General features: G+C 58.2%; 16 protein-coding genes. 2 read left to right on the top strand and 14 right to left on the bottom strand.

Annotated elements, in window-relative coordinates; all coding sequences use genetic code 11:
• The first annotated feature begins 126 nt into the window (after positions 1–126).
• The gene (smrB, locus tag FHW74_RS04555; RefSeq protein WP_161660524.1) at positions 127–678 is read left to right on the top strand and encodes an endonuclease SmrB; all 552 of its coding nucleotides are present in this window, start codon (positions 127–129) and stop codon (positions 676–678) included.
• A gap of 35 nt (positions 679–713) precedes the next feature.
• Here smrB and sixA read toward each other — a convergent pair whose 3' ends face one another.
• The 4 genes from sixA to FHW74_RS04575 form a co-directional block, all read right to left on the bottom strand.
• Positions 714–1,208: a phosphohistidine phosphatase SixA gene (gene sixA, locus FHW74_RS04560; protein ID WP_125291496.1), complete on the bottom strand. Its 495-nt coding sequence runs from the start codon at positions 1,206–1,208 to the stop codon at positions 714–716.
• Positions 1,209–1,399: 191 nt separating this feature from the next.
• Positions 1,400–3,562 (bottom strand): fatty acid oxidation complex subunit alpha FadJ, encoded by a 2,163-nt coding sequence (gene fadJ, locus FHW74_RS04565; protein ID WP_183169342.1) that lies wholly within the window; start codon positions 3,560–3,562, stop codon positions 1,400–1,402.
• On the bottom strand, positions 3,562–4,872 hold the full coding sequence (gene fadI, locus FHW74_RS04570) for an acetyl-CoA C-acyltransferase FadI (RefSeq protein WP_183169343.1): 1,311 nt from the start codon (positions 4,870–4,872) through the stop codon (positions 3,562–3,564). Before fadI ends, fadJ begins: the two co-directional genes overlap by 1 nt.
• Before the next feature lie 166 nt (positions 4,873–5,038).
• Complete coding sequence (locus FHW74_RS04575; protein ID WP_125291493.1) at positions 5,039–5,323, bottom strand: YfcZ/YiiS family protein; 285 nt, start codon at positions 5,321–5,323, stop codon at positions 5,039–5,041.
• Between the two features lie 369 nt (positions 5,324–5,692).
• On the opposite strand from FHW74_RS04575, the gene fadL reads away from it, so the two are divergent.
• A complete protein-coding gene (fadL, locus tag FHW74_RS04580) occupies positions 5,693–7,060 on the top strand; it encodes a long-chain fatty acid transporter FadL (protein WP_183169344.1) in 1,368 nt (455 codons plus the stop codon).
• 69 nt (positions 7,061–7,129) lie between these two features.
• Here fadL and mlaA read toward each other — a convergent pair whose 3' ends face one another.
• The 10 genes from mlaA to ccmA are packed head-to-tail and all read right to left on the bottom strand — an operon-like array spanning position 7,130 to position 14,817.
• Positions 7,130–7,882 carry a phospholipid-binding lipoprotein MlaA gene (mlaA, locus tag FHW74_RS04585; RefSeq protein WP_183169345.1) on the bottom strand — a complete coding sequence of 251 codons (753 nt, stop codon included), beginning with the start codon at positions 7,880–7,882 and terminating at the stop codon, positions 7,130–7,132.
• 29 nt (positions 7,883–7,911) lie between these two features.
• Positions 7,912–9,108, bottom strand: a complete 1,197-nt coding sequence (gene ccmI / locus FHW74_RS04590; protein ID WP_183169346.1) for a c-type cytochrome biogenesis protein CcmI — start codon at positions 9,106–9,108, stop codon at positions 7,912–7,914.
• The gene (locus tag FHW74_RS04595) at positions 9,105–9,563 is read right to left on the bottom strand and encodes a cytochrome c-type biogenesis protein (RefSeq protein ID WP_183169347.1); all 459 of its coding nucleotides are present in this window, start codon (positions 9,561–9,563) and stop codon (positions 9,105–9,107) included. The genes ccmI and FHW74_RS04595 overlap by 4 nt, the downstream gene beginning before the upstream one ends.
• Positions 9,560–10,120 carry a thiol:disulfide interchange protein DsbE gene (dsbE, locus tag FHW74_RS04600; protein ID WP_183169348.1) on the bottom strand — a complete coding sequence of 187 codons (561 nt, stop codon included), beginning with the start codon at positions 10,118–10,120 and terminating at the stop codon, positions 9,560–9,562. Before dsbE ends, FHW74_RS04595 begins: the two co-directional genes overlap by 4 nt.
• Positions 10,120–12,069, bottom strand: a complete 1,950-nt coding sequence (locus FHW74_RS04605; RefSeq protein WP_183169349.1) for a heme lyase CcmF/NrfE family subunit — start codon at positions 12,067–12,069, stop codon at positions 10,120–10,122. The genes dsbE and FHW74_RS04605 overlap by 1 nt, the downstream gene beginning before the upstream one ends.
• On the bottom strand, positions 12,066–12,545 hold the full coding sequence (gene ccmE, locus FHW74_RS04610) for a cytochrome c maturation protein CcmE (protein WP_183169350.1): 480 nt from the start codon (positions 12,543–12,545) through the stop codon (positions 12,066–12,068). The genes FHW74_RS04605 and ccmE overlap by 4 nt, the downstream gene beginning before the upstream one ends.
• Positions 12,542–12,760 carry a heme exporter protein CcmD gene (gene ccmD, locus FHW74_RS04615; RefSeq protein ID WP_183169351.1) on the bottom strand — a complete coding sequence of 73 codons (219 nt, stop codon included), beginning with the start codon at positions 12,758–12,760 and terminating at the stop codon, positions 12,542–12,544. Before ccmD ends, ccmE begins: the two co-directional genes overlap by 4 nt.
• Positions 12,757–13,497 carry a heme ABC transporter permease gene (locus FHW74_RS04620; protein ID WP_183169352.1) on the bottom strand — a complete coding sequence of 247 codons (741 nt, stop codon included), beginning with the start codon at positions 13,495–13,497 and terminating at the stop codon, positions 12,757–12,759. The genes ccmD and FHW74_RS04620 overlap by 4 nt, the downstream gene beginning before the upstream one ends.
• Positions 13,498–13,543: 46 nt before the next feature.
• Positions 13,544–14,203: a heme exporter protein CcmB gene (gene ccmB / locus FHW74_RS04625; protein ID WP_183169353.1), complete on the bottom strand. Its 660-nt coding sequence runs from the start codon at positions 14,201–14,203 to the stop codon at positions 13,544–13,546.
• Positions 14,200–14,817 (bottom strand): cytochrome c biogenesis heme-transporting ATPase CcmA, encoded by a 618-nt coding sequence (gene ccmA, locus FHW74_RS04630; protein ID WP_183169354.1) that lies wholly within the window; start codon positions 14,815–14,817, stop codon positions 14,200–14,202. Before ccmA ends, ccmB begins: the two co-directional genes overlap by 4 nt.
• Positions 14,818–14,859: the final 42 nt, after the last annotated feature.

The following is a 14,859-nucleotide window of genomic DNA, read 5'->3' on the forward strand; positions in this document are numbered from 1 at the left end:
CTAGTTTGCCACGATAGCGGCGATAAATCAGCATTCCCCCTTCTGTGCCAGCGTGAAAACGCGTTTTATTTAGCACTCGCCCGGGAGTCAGGTACACTGCCTGGGATAAGAATGACGGAGAAGAGAATGAAAAAGAAAAATTCGCTTAACGAGGAGGACCAGACGCTGTTCCGGGAACTGATGCGCGGCACCCGTAAAATTAAGCAGGACACCATTGTCCACCGCCCGCAGCGTAAAAAAGCGAATGACGTGCCGGTTAAGCGCCTGATCCAGGAGCAGGTGGACGCCAGCCACTATTTTTCCGATGAGTTCCAGCCGCTGCTGGCGGCGGAAGGCCCGGTGCGCTACGTGCGCGAAGGCACCAGCCATTTTGAGCTGAAGAAATTACGGCGCGGCGACTACTCGCCGGAGCTGTTCCTCGATTTACACGGTCTGACCCAGCTTCAGGCCAAGCAGGAATTAGGCGCGCTGATTGCCGCCTGTCGGCGCGAGCACGTGTTTTGCGCCTGCGTGATGCACGGCCACGGCAAACACATTCTGAAGCAGCAAACCCCGCTGTGGCTGGCTCAGCATCCGCATGTGGTGGCGTTTCATCAGGCATCGAAAGAGTATGGCGGCGATGCCGCTTTGCTGGTGCTGATAGAGGTGGAAGAGTTCAGGCCGCCGGAACTGCCTTAAAAACAAAAAAGCCGCTTTACGCGGCTTTTTGACGTTTACCCATTACTGGCTTTCGCCATTTTCAGATTGCAGGGGCTCATCTGCCAGTTAAACACGCCCTTATCGGTTTGCGGATCCAGCGTTACGCTGGCGATGGCGGAGGTTGAGAACATTGGCGGCGTTTCTTCCGGGCAAAGTTCTGAAACCAGGTAGCCGACTAACGGGAGGTGAGAAATCACCAGCACCGATTTAACGCCTTCGTCCGCCAGCGTCTGAAGGTCGGCACCGACCATTCGTACATCGCCGCAGGGCGTCAACTCCGGCAGGACATCGACGTTTTCCGGCAAAGTAAACACTTCCCGGACCACATCCAGCGTCTGCCCGGCACGCAGATAGGGGCTGACAAGAACACGCTCGATATCCACCTTTTGACCTTTTAACCAGGTCGCCATTTGACGGGATTCGTCACACCCACAGAGGGTTAAGGGACGAACCGCATCGCTGGCGGCATCAAGAGCTGCGTCACCGTGACGCATAATGAAAACTTGCATAGTGCACCGCTTTTGTTAACCAGAATCGCCACGTTCCCCAACAGGCCCAAAGCCTGTGGGGAGATCATCGCGGTCGGGCATTGTGCCTTATCCCGACGTCGAATGAAACGTTGTGTTTTACCTTAATGGCGTAAGTATAGTCAATCGCCGTTTAACATTTAACCAACCCCCGACGTGCCGGTAAAAACCGGTTAATCAGCGGTCACCGTTGCAGGCTCAACATCTGCCTGACTTTGCCAGAATTTTTGCTGGGTTTGCGCCATTGCCAGCAGCCGCTCGCAGGGGGCGAAGCGCTCGCCGTAGCGGCTTTCCAGACGTTGCAGCCGGGCGACCACCTCTGGCGCGCCGAGGCTGTCCATATAGCGGAACGGCCCCCCCAGGAAAGGCGGGAAACCGATGCCGAATACCGCGCCGATATCGCCGTCTCTGACTGAACGCACCACGCCTTCATCTAACGCCCGCGCCGCCTCGTTCAGCATCATCATCACGCAACGTTCTGCCAGCGCGTCCGCCGCCATTTTTTGCCCGGGCTTGACGCCAATAAGCGTATAAACCGCAGGGTCGACCTGCTTCTTGCTTTTACGCCCTTTTACCGGATAAAGATAGAAACCGCGGCCATTTTTTCTGCCTTTGCGATCGTCCTTCAATATTGCTGCAACGGCCTCATTCGGCGCGCTGAAACGCGCCCCGTAAGCCCGCTCCAGCACGGGGATAATTTTAGTGCCTACGTCTATTCCAACCTCATCCAAAAGTTGGATCGGCCCCACCGGGAAGCCAAACTTCACCAGCGCGTCGTCAATATGCTCAATCGGTTCACCTTCCAGCAGGCAGCGCATGGCTTCATTGATATAAGGGGCCAGGATGCGGTTAACGTAAAAGCCCGCGCAGTCCGCGACCACGATCGGCGTTTTACCCTGTTTTTTCGCCAGCGCCACGGTGGTAGAGATGGTTTGCGCGCTGGTTCCCGCATGGGGAATAACCTCGACCAGCGGCATTTTGTCGACCGGGCTGAAATAGTGCAGGCCAACCACCAGCTCCGGGCGCGCGGCGTTTTGCGCGATATCGCCAATCGGCAATGAGGAGGTGTTAGAGGCAAAAATCGTGTCCGGCGCGGCGTACTGCTCCACCTCGGCGACCATCTGGCGCTTCAGTTCCAGATCTTCAAACACCGCTTCCACCACGATATCCCGCTGATGGAAGCCGCGATAATCGGTAGAACCGCTAATCAGCGCCATCTGGCTGTCGCGCTCCACCGCTTTTAAATGGCGGCGGCGCACTTTTTTATCCAGTAAATCCCAGCTGTATTTCAGCGCGTGGTTAATGCCTTTATCGTTGATGTCTTTCAGCCGTACCGGCAACTTGCCTTTGGTGGCGGTGACATACGCAATCCCGCCGCCCATCAGCCCGCCGCCGAGGATCCCCACGGCGCGCAGCGGTTTCGGCGGCGCTTCGCTACCCTGATCCTTTTTCAGCTCGGTGCTGGCAAAGAAAATATTACGCAGCGCGGCAGACTGCGGCGTCATGGCGAGTTCACCAAAGGCTTTCGCTTCCGCGTCGTACCCGCTGGCGCTGCCCTGCTCCAGCCCGATGCGCACCACATCGATAATCCGCGTCGCCGCCGGGTAGTTGCCGTGGGTTTTTTGCAGGGTTTGCTTCGTGACCATGCGGAACAGAATCGAGCGTCCCAGCGGCCCGGTCAGCACACGTTCACGCACCGGCAGACGACGCGAGGCCGGACGGCCCTGTTTAGCCAGTTCCACCGCCGCGTCCAGCAGGATTGATTTTGGCACCACATCATCCACCAGCCCTACTTTCAGCGCCTGGCGCGGACGCAGCTGTTTGCCCGCCAGCATCATTTCCAGCGCGGTGCTGACGCCAATCAGGCGCGGCAGGCGTTGAGTACCGCCGGAGCCAGGCAACAACCCCAGTTGCACTTCCGGCAGCCCAAGCACCGTTTTGCCATCATCGGTACAGACCCGGCGATGACAGGCCAGCGCCAGCTCCAGCCCGCCGCCGAGGCAAGGCCCGTGGATCGCCGCTACCACCGGGATAGAGAGCGCATGAATATCGGCCATGATCTGCTGGCCCTGCTTCGCCAGCGCTTCGGCCTGCTGGGCGGTCTGGCAGCTGGCGATCATATTAATATCCGCGCCCGCGATAAAATTGTCCGGCTTACCGGAGATAAACACCACGCCCTGAAGCTGCTTGTTGTCGTGGATCTGCTTGAGGATGGCGCGCACTTCGCCGCCAAACTCAGCCTTCAGGGTGTTCATTTTTTCGTCGGGCACATCGATGGTAACGATAGCGATATTATCCAGACGAACGTGCATGTGAAATGCGGATTGCCCTTCCATTATTCTGCCTCCAGTACCATTGCCGCCCCTAACCCGCCTGCCGCGCAGGCCGTCACCAGACCGAATCCGCCGCCGCGACGGCGCAGTTCATTCAGGGTCTGGACGATCATCCGCGCGCCGGTGGCGGCAAACGGGTGACCGTAGGCGATGGAGCCGCCCATCACGTTAAAGATGGCGTCGTCCACGTCGCCGGTGGCGTGGGCACGGCCCAGCACATCCCGGGCAAACCGCTCGCTGGAGAGCATTTTCAGGTTGGCCAGCGTCTGAGCGGCGAAGGCTTCATGCATATCAAACAGGGTCAAATCCGCGAGAGTGATCCCGGCGCGATCCAGCGCCAGCGGCGTGGCCCAGGCGGGCCCCAGCAGCATATCCTGCCATACGTCGATGGCGGTAAACGCGTAGCTGCGCAGATAGCCGAGCGGCGTCAGCCCCAGTTCTTTGGCGCGCGATTCCGTCATCATAATCAGTGCGGCGGCGCCGTCGGTGAGCGGCGTGCTGTTTGCCGCCGTCACGGTACCGTGTTTGCGGTCAAACGCCGGGCGCAGTTTGGCGTAATCGGCCTGAGAACTGTTTTTACGAATGTTGTTGTCTTCGCTGAAGGGCTCGCGATAAGGCGGGACGAAGGCGGTCATCACTTCATCGGCGAATTTCCCCTCCTGCCAGGCCTTGGCGGCCCGCACGTGGGAGCGGTGCGCCAGCGCATCTTGCTGTTCACGAGTGATTGCATGGGTTTTGGCCATTTGCTCGGCGGTATCGCCCATGCGTAAACCGGTGGAATACTCCGCTACAGCGGGTGGCACAGGCATCAGATCGCGCAGGCGCAGACGGGAAAACAGTTTCAGGCGCTGCCCGGTAGTACGGGCTTTGTTGACGTCCACCAGCACGCGGGCCAGCTTTTTGCTGACGCCAATCGGCAGCACCGATGAGGAATCGGCCCCACCCGCGATACCGGCGCGGATGGTTCCCGCCATCAGGCTTTCCGCCACGTTCGCCACCGCCTGAAAGCTGGTGGCGCAGGCGCGGCTGACGCTATAGGCGTCGGTATGCACATTCATACCGGTGCCGAGCACGATTTCACGCGCGATGTTGGGCGCTTCCGGCATCTGCACCACCTGGCCAAACACCAGTTGCTCAATCACCTCGGGTGAAATTTCGCTGCGCGCCAGCAGTTCGCTGACCACCATTTTGCCGAGATCGACGGCCGGAATGCCGTGAAAAGCGGTCGCCTGGCGTGCGAAAGGGGTTCGCAACCCGCTGATGATGGCAATTCGATCGCCCGGACGGGCAAGACGCGGTAACGCCTGACTCATAACACTCCCCTGTAAAAATGGACATACAACGTAAAAGTGGTCGGACCTGACGATAGTCTTAACCAAATTTTTACATTTAGCCAACCGGGGAAATGCAAAAGTGCGAAGAGTTACACGAATTTACGGACAGATGACGCCTCCCCGGAACAGGAAGGCGTCGACAGGATTAACGCAGGCCCAGCTGGAAAATCATGGTTTCTGCCTGGCAGGCAAAAACGAAGTCGATATCCAGGCGCACGCCATCGCTTTCTTCAGTGAAGTTCGCGTTGATCTGGCACGGCTCGGATTCCACTTCGCGGGCTTTGGCGCTCAGGGCAGCCAGGGTTTCTTCAGCCTGGGCGCGGTCCGGGAAAACGCGGCTGTAGGACGCGGTGCAATCGGTGTTGTCCATAATGGTCCCAACATCAATACAGCAGCAAACCGGGGTTTCATCAGCACTGCATTTACTCATTGTGATTTCCTCTGTACATCGCACCTGGGGTGCAGTTAGCAATCACGTTATTTTACGCCCCGATTGGAGCCTGCTCCACCCGAGATTTTCGACAAATCCTGACAGATTTAGAAATCAGCGATAAAAATGATCTGAAACAAAAATCACCCTGTTCGCTGAGAGACATCGGCCCCAAATTTGCCACGGCGATCTCGTTTCGATGATCAATTTATAAATTTTCTATAAACATACTTGCAACATTCACGCTGGTCGGACCTATACTCACGCCACTGGTCTGATTTGTAAGCCGTAACTCAGACCCTACACTTCGCGCTCCTGTTACGGTAAGTAACATTATTTAAATAAAAATAAATGGATGAGGTTATGGTCATGAGCCAGAAAACCCTGTTTACCAAGTCTCTTCTCGCAGTCGCAGTGGCAATCGTCTCTTCTCAAGCCTGGTCCGCAGGTTTTCAATTAAACGAGTTTTCTTCCTCTGGCCTTGGCCGCGCCTATTCAGGGGAAGGCGCCATCGCCGACAACGCCGGTTCCGCCAGCCGTAACCCGGCAGCAATCATGATGTTTGACCGCCCGACGTTTTCCGGCGGCGCTATCTTCGTGGATCCGGATGTGAATGTGTCCGGCCGTTCGCCTTCAGGCCGTAGCCTGGACGCCGACAATATCGCGCCAACCGCGTGGGTGCCAAACCTGCATTTTGTTGCGCCGATTAACGAACAATTTGGTTGGGGGGCGTCTGTAACCTCCAACTACGGTCTGGCGACCGAATTTAATGATGACTACGCAGCAGGCTCCATGGGCGGTAAAACCGACCTGGAAACCCTTAACCTCAACCTGAGCGGCGCGTACCGTCTGAATAACCACTTCAGTTTTGGCCTGGGCTTTAACGCGGTATACGCGAAAGCCAAACTGGAACGTTACGCTGGCGACCTGGGTCAATTGACCGCAGCCCAGCTTAGCCGTAACCCGGCTTTCCGCACCAACACCCCGCAAGGTGCGCAGCTTCGCGCGCTGGCGGGCTATGCCAACTCGCTGGACAGCAATACCCAGATCGCGCGCCTGAAAGGCGACGAGTGGGGCTACGGCTGGAACGCCGGGATCATGTATGAAGTTGACCAGGATAACCGTTACTCACTGACCTATCGTTCAGAAGTCAAAATCGATTTCGAAGGCGATTATAAGAGCGACCTGAGCAGCAGCCCGGCCATCAACGCCGCGCTGTCCAGCCAGGGCCTGCCTTACGGCACAGGCGGTAGCACCATCGGCGGCAACCTGACGCTGAACCTGCCGGAAATGTGGGAACTGTCGGGTTACAACAAAGTTGCGCCCCAGTGGGCCATCCACTACAGCCTGGCGTACACCAGCTGGAGCCAGTTCCAGGAGCTGAAAGCCACCAGCAACAACGGCCAGACGCTGTTCTATAAAGATGAAAGCTTCCGCGATTCTTACCGCATCGCGTTAGGGACCACTTACTTTATGGATGATAACTGGACGCTGCGTGCCGGTATCGCCTTCGATGACAGCCCGGTGCCTGCCGACCACCGCTCCATCTCCATCCCGGATCAGGACCGCCTGTGGCTGAGCACCGGCGCGACCTACGCATTTAATAAAGATGCTTCCGTGGATGTGGGCGTGTCTTATATGCACGGCCAGCACGTTGAATTTACCGAAGGCCCGTACACCTTCCGTTCTGAAGGTAAAGCCTGGCTGTACGGCGCGAACTTCAACTACGCGTTCTAATCGGCTTCTCAAAAAGCAAAAAGGTGAGCCACAATGGCTCACCTTTTTTATTGCCGCTTTTCAGCGGCGTTATTCTGAATCAATCTCTTTTAAATCATCCTGAATCGCCTGGGCGTTCGGGTTTTCTTCCGGCTTCAACTGGCCGCCGTTGGCAATAAAGTCGTTACGCTGGAAGTAGGCTTCGCGCACCAGGATATACGGGTCGGAAGACTGGCGCAGCAGGCCGTCGGAATCCAGCAGCTGGGCGCGGGTTTCAACGCCTTCAATCGCCCACTTGCCAATCGACATCGGCCAGGTCAGCCAGGAGAGCGCCGGATAGAGCGAATCCACCGCATCGCCGCCTTCCTGACGCAGCGTAAAGCTGCCATAGAACGGCAGTTGCAGGTACGGACCGTAGCCCACGCCATAGTGCCCCAGGGTGCTGCCGAAACGATGCGGCTCAACGCGCTGCAGTTTCGGGTTTGACATGCTGGCGACGTCGATAAAGCCGCCCATCCCCAGCAGGGTATTCAGGAAGAAGCGCGTAAAGTGCACCATCCCCTGGTACGGGTCGCCCTGAAGGAAGTAGTTCACCATGACAGCAGGTTCTTCAAGGTTGCTGGTGAAGTTGCTGATCCCATTGCGCGCTGGCTGCGGCACATAATCCCGCCAGACGACCGCGACCGGACGAACAACATAGGGATCCAGTACGTTAAAGTTGAAGTTGTACATGGTCCGGTTAAACCCTTCGAACGGGTCCGAGCGTCCCTGTTGTTCTCCCGAGCTGGCGCAACCCATCAGTAAAGTTGTCGCCAGCGCAATGCCGGTCAGGCGAAAATTCATCTCTGTCTCCCTGTTATTGATATCCGCTGTCAGGGCTGACGGGATGAAATCATCACCTCCGTCGGATGGGCCGGGTCAAATTTAATCAGCGCGCTTTGACCAACCCAGTCCCCTGACTGCACAGCAGGTGTGCCATCCTGTGAGATATGCACTTTAATCCAACCCTGATGCAATGAAGAGAGTGAACCTCCCGGCATCATGGTATTTGAGTCATCTATATTGAGTGTCATCGGAAACTGACCAACCGGCAACTTTTTCACCGCCACGGGAACCGGCGAGGATTCCCCTACCACGGTAACAAAGACGGTGCCACTGGCAACGATGCCCTGCTGAGCTTCCGGCGAAAGCGTGATTTTAACAGCCAGCGGCGTATTGTCCACGCTGGTCTGGGCTTGCGCCTGAGCGATACTACGCTCAATTACCGCCCGACGCTTATCGTTTTGCGGCAAGACACGCAGCATCATCTGCCACGCCGCGACCGCATCGCCAAAGCGCTGTTGCTCAAAGGAACTGAACGCCAGCAGACTCAGGGCGCGAATATTGGTATGCGACGCCGCTACCGCTTCACGCAATAATTTATCGCCCAACTGGTTGTCATTCTGATCGGATGAACGAATCAATACTTCAGCATAGTCGAGTTTGGCATCGATATTATCCGGGGCCAGTTTCCAGGCGTGTTCAAATGCATCGGTGGCGGTGGTGGCGTTATTCAGCGCCATGCCGATACGGCCCAGCATCATCCAGCCTTCAATATTATTCGGATCGTCCTGCAACCGGGTGCGCAGACCCAGGCCCAGGCGCGCCATCTCTTCCATGGTCAGCGCGGGCGCGTTCGGGTCCATGACGCGGTTTAGCAGTTCCGGCGTCTGGCGGGTGACCTCCTGCCATTCAAGCACGTTTTTCAGATCGACGGTTTTCCAGAACACCCCGACGCTGACAATCACCAGCGCCGCCACGCCGGGTGCGAGCACCCAGCGGCTCAGCGGTTTCTGGGCGCTTTCGCTGTGCTGAGGAATGTCATCGAGCAGATTGTGCTGAAGCTCGGCCACCATCTCCTCGCGTTCGGCGCTGTTTTCGCGTTCCAGCTCGCGCAACCGGGACTGGTAAAACGCCCGGTTCAGCACATCGCGCGAGACGCTGCGGTTGCCGGACCAGGGAACAAACAACAGGCCCGCAGTGATAATCAGCAACGCCACCATGGCGCTAATCAGCAGCGTTAACGTCATTTTTTCTTCTCGCTTAGCAACTGCTTCAGGCGTTGCTGTTCCAGATCGTTTAGCGGTTGGGCGGCGGCCTGCTGCCCTGTTCTGGCGCGGCGTACCACCACGATTATCCCGCCGAGGATAAACAGCGCCGGCAGCAGCCACAGCACAATCGTCCCCGGCGTGATGGGCGGTTCATAGGTCACGAAGTTGCCGTAACGCGCCACCATATAGTCGATGATCTGCTGTTGAGTCTGGCCCTGCTGCTGGAGCTCATACACCTTCTGGCGCATATCCGAGGCGATCATAGCGTTGGAATCGGCGATGCTGTTGTTCTGGCATTTCGGGCAGCGTAGTTGCGCCGTCAGCTCGCGGAACTGCTGCTCCTGAGCTTCATCTTTAAACTGGTAAGTGTCGATGGCGGCAAACACCGAAAACGACAGCAACAGCGCGGCGAGCAGCGTCAGAATACGGGTCATGCTCCCGCCCCCTGATTGTTGTATTTATCCCACAGGGGTTTGATTTCGTTCTGCCAGACCTGCTCGTTGAGATCCCCGGCGTGGCGGTAGCGGATAATGCCCTTGCCGTCGATCAGGAAGGTTTCCGGCGCGCCGTATACGCCCAGGTCGAGGCCCAGCATACCGTTGCCGTCGAACAGGCTCATGGCGTACGGGTTGCCCAGTTCATTCAGCCAGGTAATGGCCTTTTGGCGATCGTCTTTATAGTTCATCCCGACCACCCGCACGCCCTGGGCGGAGAGGCGGTTAAGGTACTGATGCTCGGCGCGGCAGGTGGGGCACCAGGTCGCCCAGACGTTCAGCAGTACCGGTTTGCCGCTGGTTAGCGCCGCCTGATCGTAGGTTTTTCCCGGCTCATCCAGCGATTCGAGTTTAAATACCGGCACCGGCTTGCCAATCAGCGCCGATTCCAGGGTGGTGGGGTCGTCGCCGTTAGCGTTGCGCACCAGTTGCCACAACAGCGCGGCGGCCAGCAGTAAAAAAAGGATTAATGGAATAAACAACACATTACGTTTCATTATGCCTCCTGCAATGCTTTACGCAGGCGATAGCGAGGATCGAACATACTCAACAAGCCGCCCAGCGCCATTAATGCCCCGCCGTACCAAATCCAGCGAACAAAGGGTTTGTAATAAAGCCGCACCGCCCAACTGCCATCGTCCAGCTCTTCACCCAGCGCCGCGTACAGATCGCGGGTGACGCCGCCGTCAATGGCCGCTTCGGTCATCATCATCATATTGCTGTTATAGAAGCGCTTCTCGGCATGGAGAGTGGCTTCCGGCTTGCCGTTGCGCAGCACGTCGATCACGCCCACGCCACCGCGCCAGTTCGGCCCGCTGACCTCGCGCACCTCTTTGAAAATAAACTGGTACTGATGGATATCGACGCGATCGCCCGCCTTCATGCGCACGTCACGCTCCACGCTGTAGCTCTGGCTAAAAGCGATCCCGACCACCGTTACCGCCAGGCCAACGTGGCCCAATACCATGCCCCACTGGCTGCGGGAGAGTCTGGTCAGGCCTTTCAGGAACGCATGACGATGGGTGGCGCGCTCGTGCAACTCCATCAGCGCCAGCACAAACACCCAAATCGCCATCATCAGCCCGACCACCGTCATGGCTTCAATACGGTCCTGCATCAGCCACGGCAGCAGTAGCGCGCCCGCCAGGGTAATCACCACCGCAATGCCCAGCCGCTTAAGCACTTTTCCTGGCTCATCGCGACGCCAGCGCACCAGCGGCCCGATACCCAGCAGCAGCGCGAACGGCACCATCATGGCGGTGAACATCATATTAAAGAACGGCTCGCCGATAGAGATGCTGCCGAGACCCAGCTGTTTATGCACCAGCGGCAACAGCGTACCGAGCAGCACCACCAGCATGGCGGCCATCAGCAAAATGTTATTGCCGAGCAGGAAAGTCTCCCGCGACCAGAGATCGTTTTTTACTCTGGCGCGCACTTTGTTGCCTTTAACCGCATACAGCAGCAGCGAACCGCCGATGGCGATCACCAGCAGGGCGAGGATAAACATGCCGCGCGCCGGGTCCGAGGCGAAGGAGTGCACCGACACCAGCACACCGGAACGCACCAGGAAGGTGCCCAACAGGCAGAGGGAAAAGGCGGCAATCGCCAGCAGTACGGTCCAGGCCTTAAAGCTGCCGCGCTTCTCGGTTACCGCCAGGGAGTGCATCAGCGCAGTGCCCGCCAGCCAGGGCATCAGGGAGGCGTTTTCCACTGGATCCCAGAACCACCAACCGCCCCACCCCAGCTCGTAATAGGCCCAGGCGGAGCCCAGCACGATGCCGAGCGTCAGGAAAATCCACGCGGCCTGGGTCCACGGGCGTGACCAGCGCGCCCAGGCGGTGTCCAGACGCCCCGCCATCAGCGACGCGATAGCAAACGCAAAGGCCACGGAGAAGCCGACATAGCCCATATACAGCAGCGGCGGATGGAAAATCAGCCCGACATCCTGCAACAGCGGATTCAGATCGCGCCCGTCGATAGGGTACTCCGGCAGCGTGCGGGTAAACGGGTCGGAGGTGAGCAGAATAAACAGCAGGAAGCCGAAGTTAACCATGCCCATCACGGAAAGCACCCGCGCCACGGAATCCAGCGGCATCCCACGGCTCAGCACCGCCACCGCGAAGGTCCAGGCGCTCATCAGCAGCACCCACAGCAGCAGCGAACCTTCATGCGCGCCCCACGTCGCGGCGACGCGATACCACACCGGCAACTCGGCGTTGGAGTTACTGGCGACGTACATAATGGTGAAGTCGTTCACCACAAAGGCATAAATCAGAATTAAAAACGCCGCGAAAACGCTTAAAAATAGCGCCCAGGAGAGTGGACGCCCCAGCGCCATCAGCCGAACGTCCTGACGCGCCGCGCCCCATTGCGGGTAGACGCTGAGCAGTAATGAAATCCCTAACGCCAGGCACAGCAGGAAATTACCCAATTCCGGCATCATGAGCGGTTATCCTTATAGGCGTCTGCCGGACGGTGATGATTCTCTTCCATTGCCGCTTTCACTTCCGGCGGCGTATAGTTTTCGTCGTGCTTCGCCAGCACTTCTTTGGCGACAATCACATTGCCTGGCTCCAGTACTCCCTGCGCGACCACGCCCTGCCCCTCGCGGAACAGATCCGGCAGAATGCCCTCATAGCTGACATCCACCACGCCGCGGGCGTCATAGATCTTAAAGCTCACTTTCAGGGACTGATTATCGCGCTTGACGCTGCCCGGCATCACCATGCCGCCGACGCGCAAACGCTGGCCCGGCTCCGGCTTCACCTGGGTTTCGTTTTTGCCGTTGATGATTTCGCCCGGCGTATAGAACAGGTCGATATTGGCGCGCAGCGCATACAGCGTGAGTGTAATCGTGATGCCAATCCCCATTAACACCATCACCGCCAGCCAGAGTCGATTTTTACGACGCGGATTCATCCGGTCACCTCCTGTGTGGGATGTTGGGCATTTTTAATCCGGCGCTCCCGTCCCTGCTGGCGGCGGACATCCGCCAGCAGCGCTTTACGCTGCCACAGGGTATGGGCCAACAGCAACGCCAGCGGAATAAAGGTAAAAGCCACGGCCAGCCAGACATAGAAGGCGTAACCGCCCATGGCGAAAAATTCACTCAGGCTACCAAAGGCGACGTTCATGACAGGCTCCTTCCTTTATTAGCAATCTCTTCAACCCAGGGACGACGGCGATCCTGCATCAGGATCAGGGTGCGCAGGCGCATTAAGGCCAGGGTAACGAACAGGCCGAGGAACCCGAAAATCGACCAGCGCAGCGGAATACGCATCGAAGGATCGATGGATTTCTGCATGTTGGTCGACCCCTGGTGCAGGGTATTCCACCATTCAACAGAGAAGTGAATAATCGGCAGGTTAACCACGCCGACCAGCACCAGGATCCCTGCGGCGCGCCCGGCGAGGCGGCGGTCATCGAAAGCGTTGTACAGCGCGATCACCCCAACGTACAGGAACAGCAGCACCAGCTCCGAGGTTAAACGGGCGTCCCAAATCCACCAGGTGCCCCACATCGGCTTGCCCCAGGCGGACCCGGTCACCAACGCGATAAAGGTATACACCGCACCTACCGGGGCCATGGCCGCCACCGCCAGATCGGACATTTTGATCTGCCACACCAGGCCGATAAACGCGGCAATCGCCATCCAGGCGTAAATCCCCATCGACCAGATGGCCGCCGGGACGTGGATGTACATGATGCGATAACTTTGTCCCTGCTGATAATCCGCCGGCGCCCAGACAAATCCCCAAATCACGCCGACTAACAGCATCACAATGCTGATGACGGCAAACAGAGGAACCAGACGCCCGCAGAGGTGGTAGAGTCGCTCTGGTTTCGCAAGCTGATGCAAGAATTTCCACATAGTTATTGGCTCACAAAGCTAAGTTAGCGCCCACTTTTGCGGGCAATTATTGAATACTGATCCGCAGCGCCGCCGCGGTGGCAAACGGGCATAGCGTGGCGCTCGCCGCCAGGAACGCGCCCAGAATCGCCATGTATCCTTCAACCGGTAACGCCATTGAGGCGGCATCCATCGCCGCCGTCGCGAAAATTAACAGCGGAATGGTGAGCGGCAGCACCAGCAGGCTCAGCAGCACGCCGCCGCGACGTAATCCCACGGTCAGGCCAACGCCCACCGCGCCGAGAAAACTCAGGGTCGGCGTGCCCAACGTCAGCGTCAGGGCCATCACCCACCAGGTATGCACATCGAGCCCTAACAGCATCGCCGCCAGCGGAGACAGCACGATCAGCGGCAGGCCGGTGACCACCCAGTGAGCGGTCACTTTCGCTAACACCACGGCGGGCAAAGGCAGCGGCAGCAGCATGAGTTGTTCGAGGGAGCCGTCCTGCCAGTCGTCGCGGAACAGCCGTTCCATGCCCAACAACGCAGCCAGCAGCGCCGCCACCCACACCACGCCGGGGGCGATACGCGCCAGCAATTGCGGCTCAGGGCCGATACCCAGCGGGAACAGCGTGATAACAATCAGGAAAAACCACAGCGGGTTAACGATCTCCGCCCCTTTGCGCAGGGCCAGATGTATTTCTCGGGTGAATATTTGCCACATCATGACACCACCCCTTGCGGCAGCGTCAGCTTGCGAAAAGCACAACTCACCGGACGCAGCGGCTGATGGGTGGTCAGCAGCACGCTGCCCCCTTGTGCGGCATGGGCTTCGAGACGGCAGGTCAGCTTTTCGATACCCGCCGGATCCAGCGCGGTAAAAGGCTCATCCAGAATCCACAACTTTGCAGCGCTCAACCACAGCCGCGCCAGCGCCACGCGCCGCTGTTGCCCGGCGGAAAGCTGGCCTACCGCGATATCCTCATAACCCAGCAGGCCAATCGCCGCGAGGGCGTCCCAGCGCGCTTTCATTGCCGAATCCGCATGGAAAAAGCGCAGGTTTTCATCCGCCGTCAGCACCGCCTTGATACCCGGTTGGTGCCCCAGCCACAGGAGCTGGTGATGGAAACTGTCACGCGCCCGTTTGATTAATTCGCCCTGCCATTTCACCTCGCCCTCTTCCGGCGTGGCGAGGCCGCTAAGTATGCGTAACAGCGAGGTTTTCCCCGCGCCATTGACCCCAGCGATTTGGAAAATTTCACCCGGATTGAGGGAAAATGACAGCCCGCGAAACAAAACGCGTTCATCACGAATACATGAGAGATTGAGGACGTCGAGCATCCAGACAGCTCCTTCTGAAATGGCAAGGAATCATAACACAGA

This window comes from Atlantibacter sp. RC6 (genome assembly GCF_014193285.1).
Classification (GTDB): Bacteria; Pseudomonadota; Gammaproteobacteria; order Enterobacterales; family Enterobacteriaceae; genus Atlantibacter.

Coding starts and splice junctions, on each gene's coding strand:
- FHW74_RS04620 (WP_183169352.1), bottom strand. CDS start 13,497: ATGTGGAAATTCTTGCATCAGCTTGCGAAACCAGAGCGACTCTACCAC.
- fadL (WP_183169344.1), top strand. CDS start 5,693: ATGAGCCAGAAAACCCTGTTTACCAAGTCTCTTCTCGCAGTCGCAGTG.
- FHW74_RS04575 (WP_125291493.1), bottom strand. CDS start 5,323: ATGAGTAAATGCAGTGCTGATGAAACCCCGGTTTGCTGCTGTATTGAT.
- FHW74_RS04605 (WP_183169349.1), bottom strand. CDS start 12,069: ATGATGCCGGAATTGGGTAATTTCCTGCTGTGCCTGGCGTTAGGGATT.
- ccmI (WP_183169346.1), bottom strand. CDS start 9,108: ATGACGTTAACGCTGCTGATTAGCGCCATGGTGGCGTTGCTGATTATC.
- fadJ (WP_183169342.1), bottom strand. CDS start 3,562: ATGGAAGGGCAATCCGCATTTCACATGCACGTTCGTCTGGATAATATC.
- FHW74_RS04595 (WP_183169347.1), bottom strand. CDS start 9,563: ATGACCCGTATTCTGACGCTGCTCGCCGCGCTGTTGCTGTCGTTTTCG.
- ccmD (WP_183169351.1), bottom strand. CDS start 12,760: ATGAACGTCGCCTTTGGTAGCCTGAGTGAATTTTTCGCCATGGGCGGT.
- ccmE (WP_183169350.1), bottom strand. CDS start 12,545: ATGAATCCGCGTCGTAAAAATCGACTCTGGCTGGCGGTGATGGTGTTA.
- mlaA (WP_183169345.1), bottom strand. CDS start 7,882: ATGAATTTTCGCCTGACCGGCATTGCGCTGGCGACAACTTTACTGATG.
- ccmA (WP_183169354.1), bottom strand. CDS start 14,817: ATGCTCGACGTCCTCAATCTCTCATGTATTCGTGATGAACGCGTTTTG.
- ccmB (WP_183169353.1), bottom strand. CDS start 14,203: ATGATGTGGCAAATATTCACCCGAGAAATACATCTGGCCCTGCGCAAA.
- dsbE (WP_183169348.1), bottom strand. CDS start 10,120: ATGAAACGTAATGTGTTGTTTATTCCATTAATCCTTTTTTTACTGCTG.
- smrB (WP_161660524.1), top strand. CDS start 127: ATGAAAAAGAAAAATTCGCTTAACGAGGAGGACCAGACGCTGTTCCGG.
- sixA (WP_125291496.1), bottom strand. CDS start 1,208: ATGCAAGTTTTCATTATGCGTCACGGTGACGCAGCTCTTGATGCCGCC.
- fadI (WP_183169343.1), bottom strand. CDS start 4,872: ATGAGTCAGGCGTTACCGCGTCTTGCCCGTCCGGGCGATCGAATTGCC.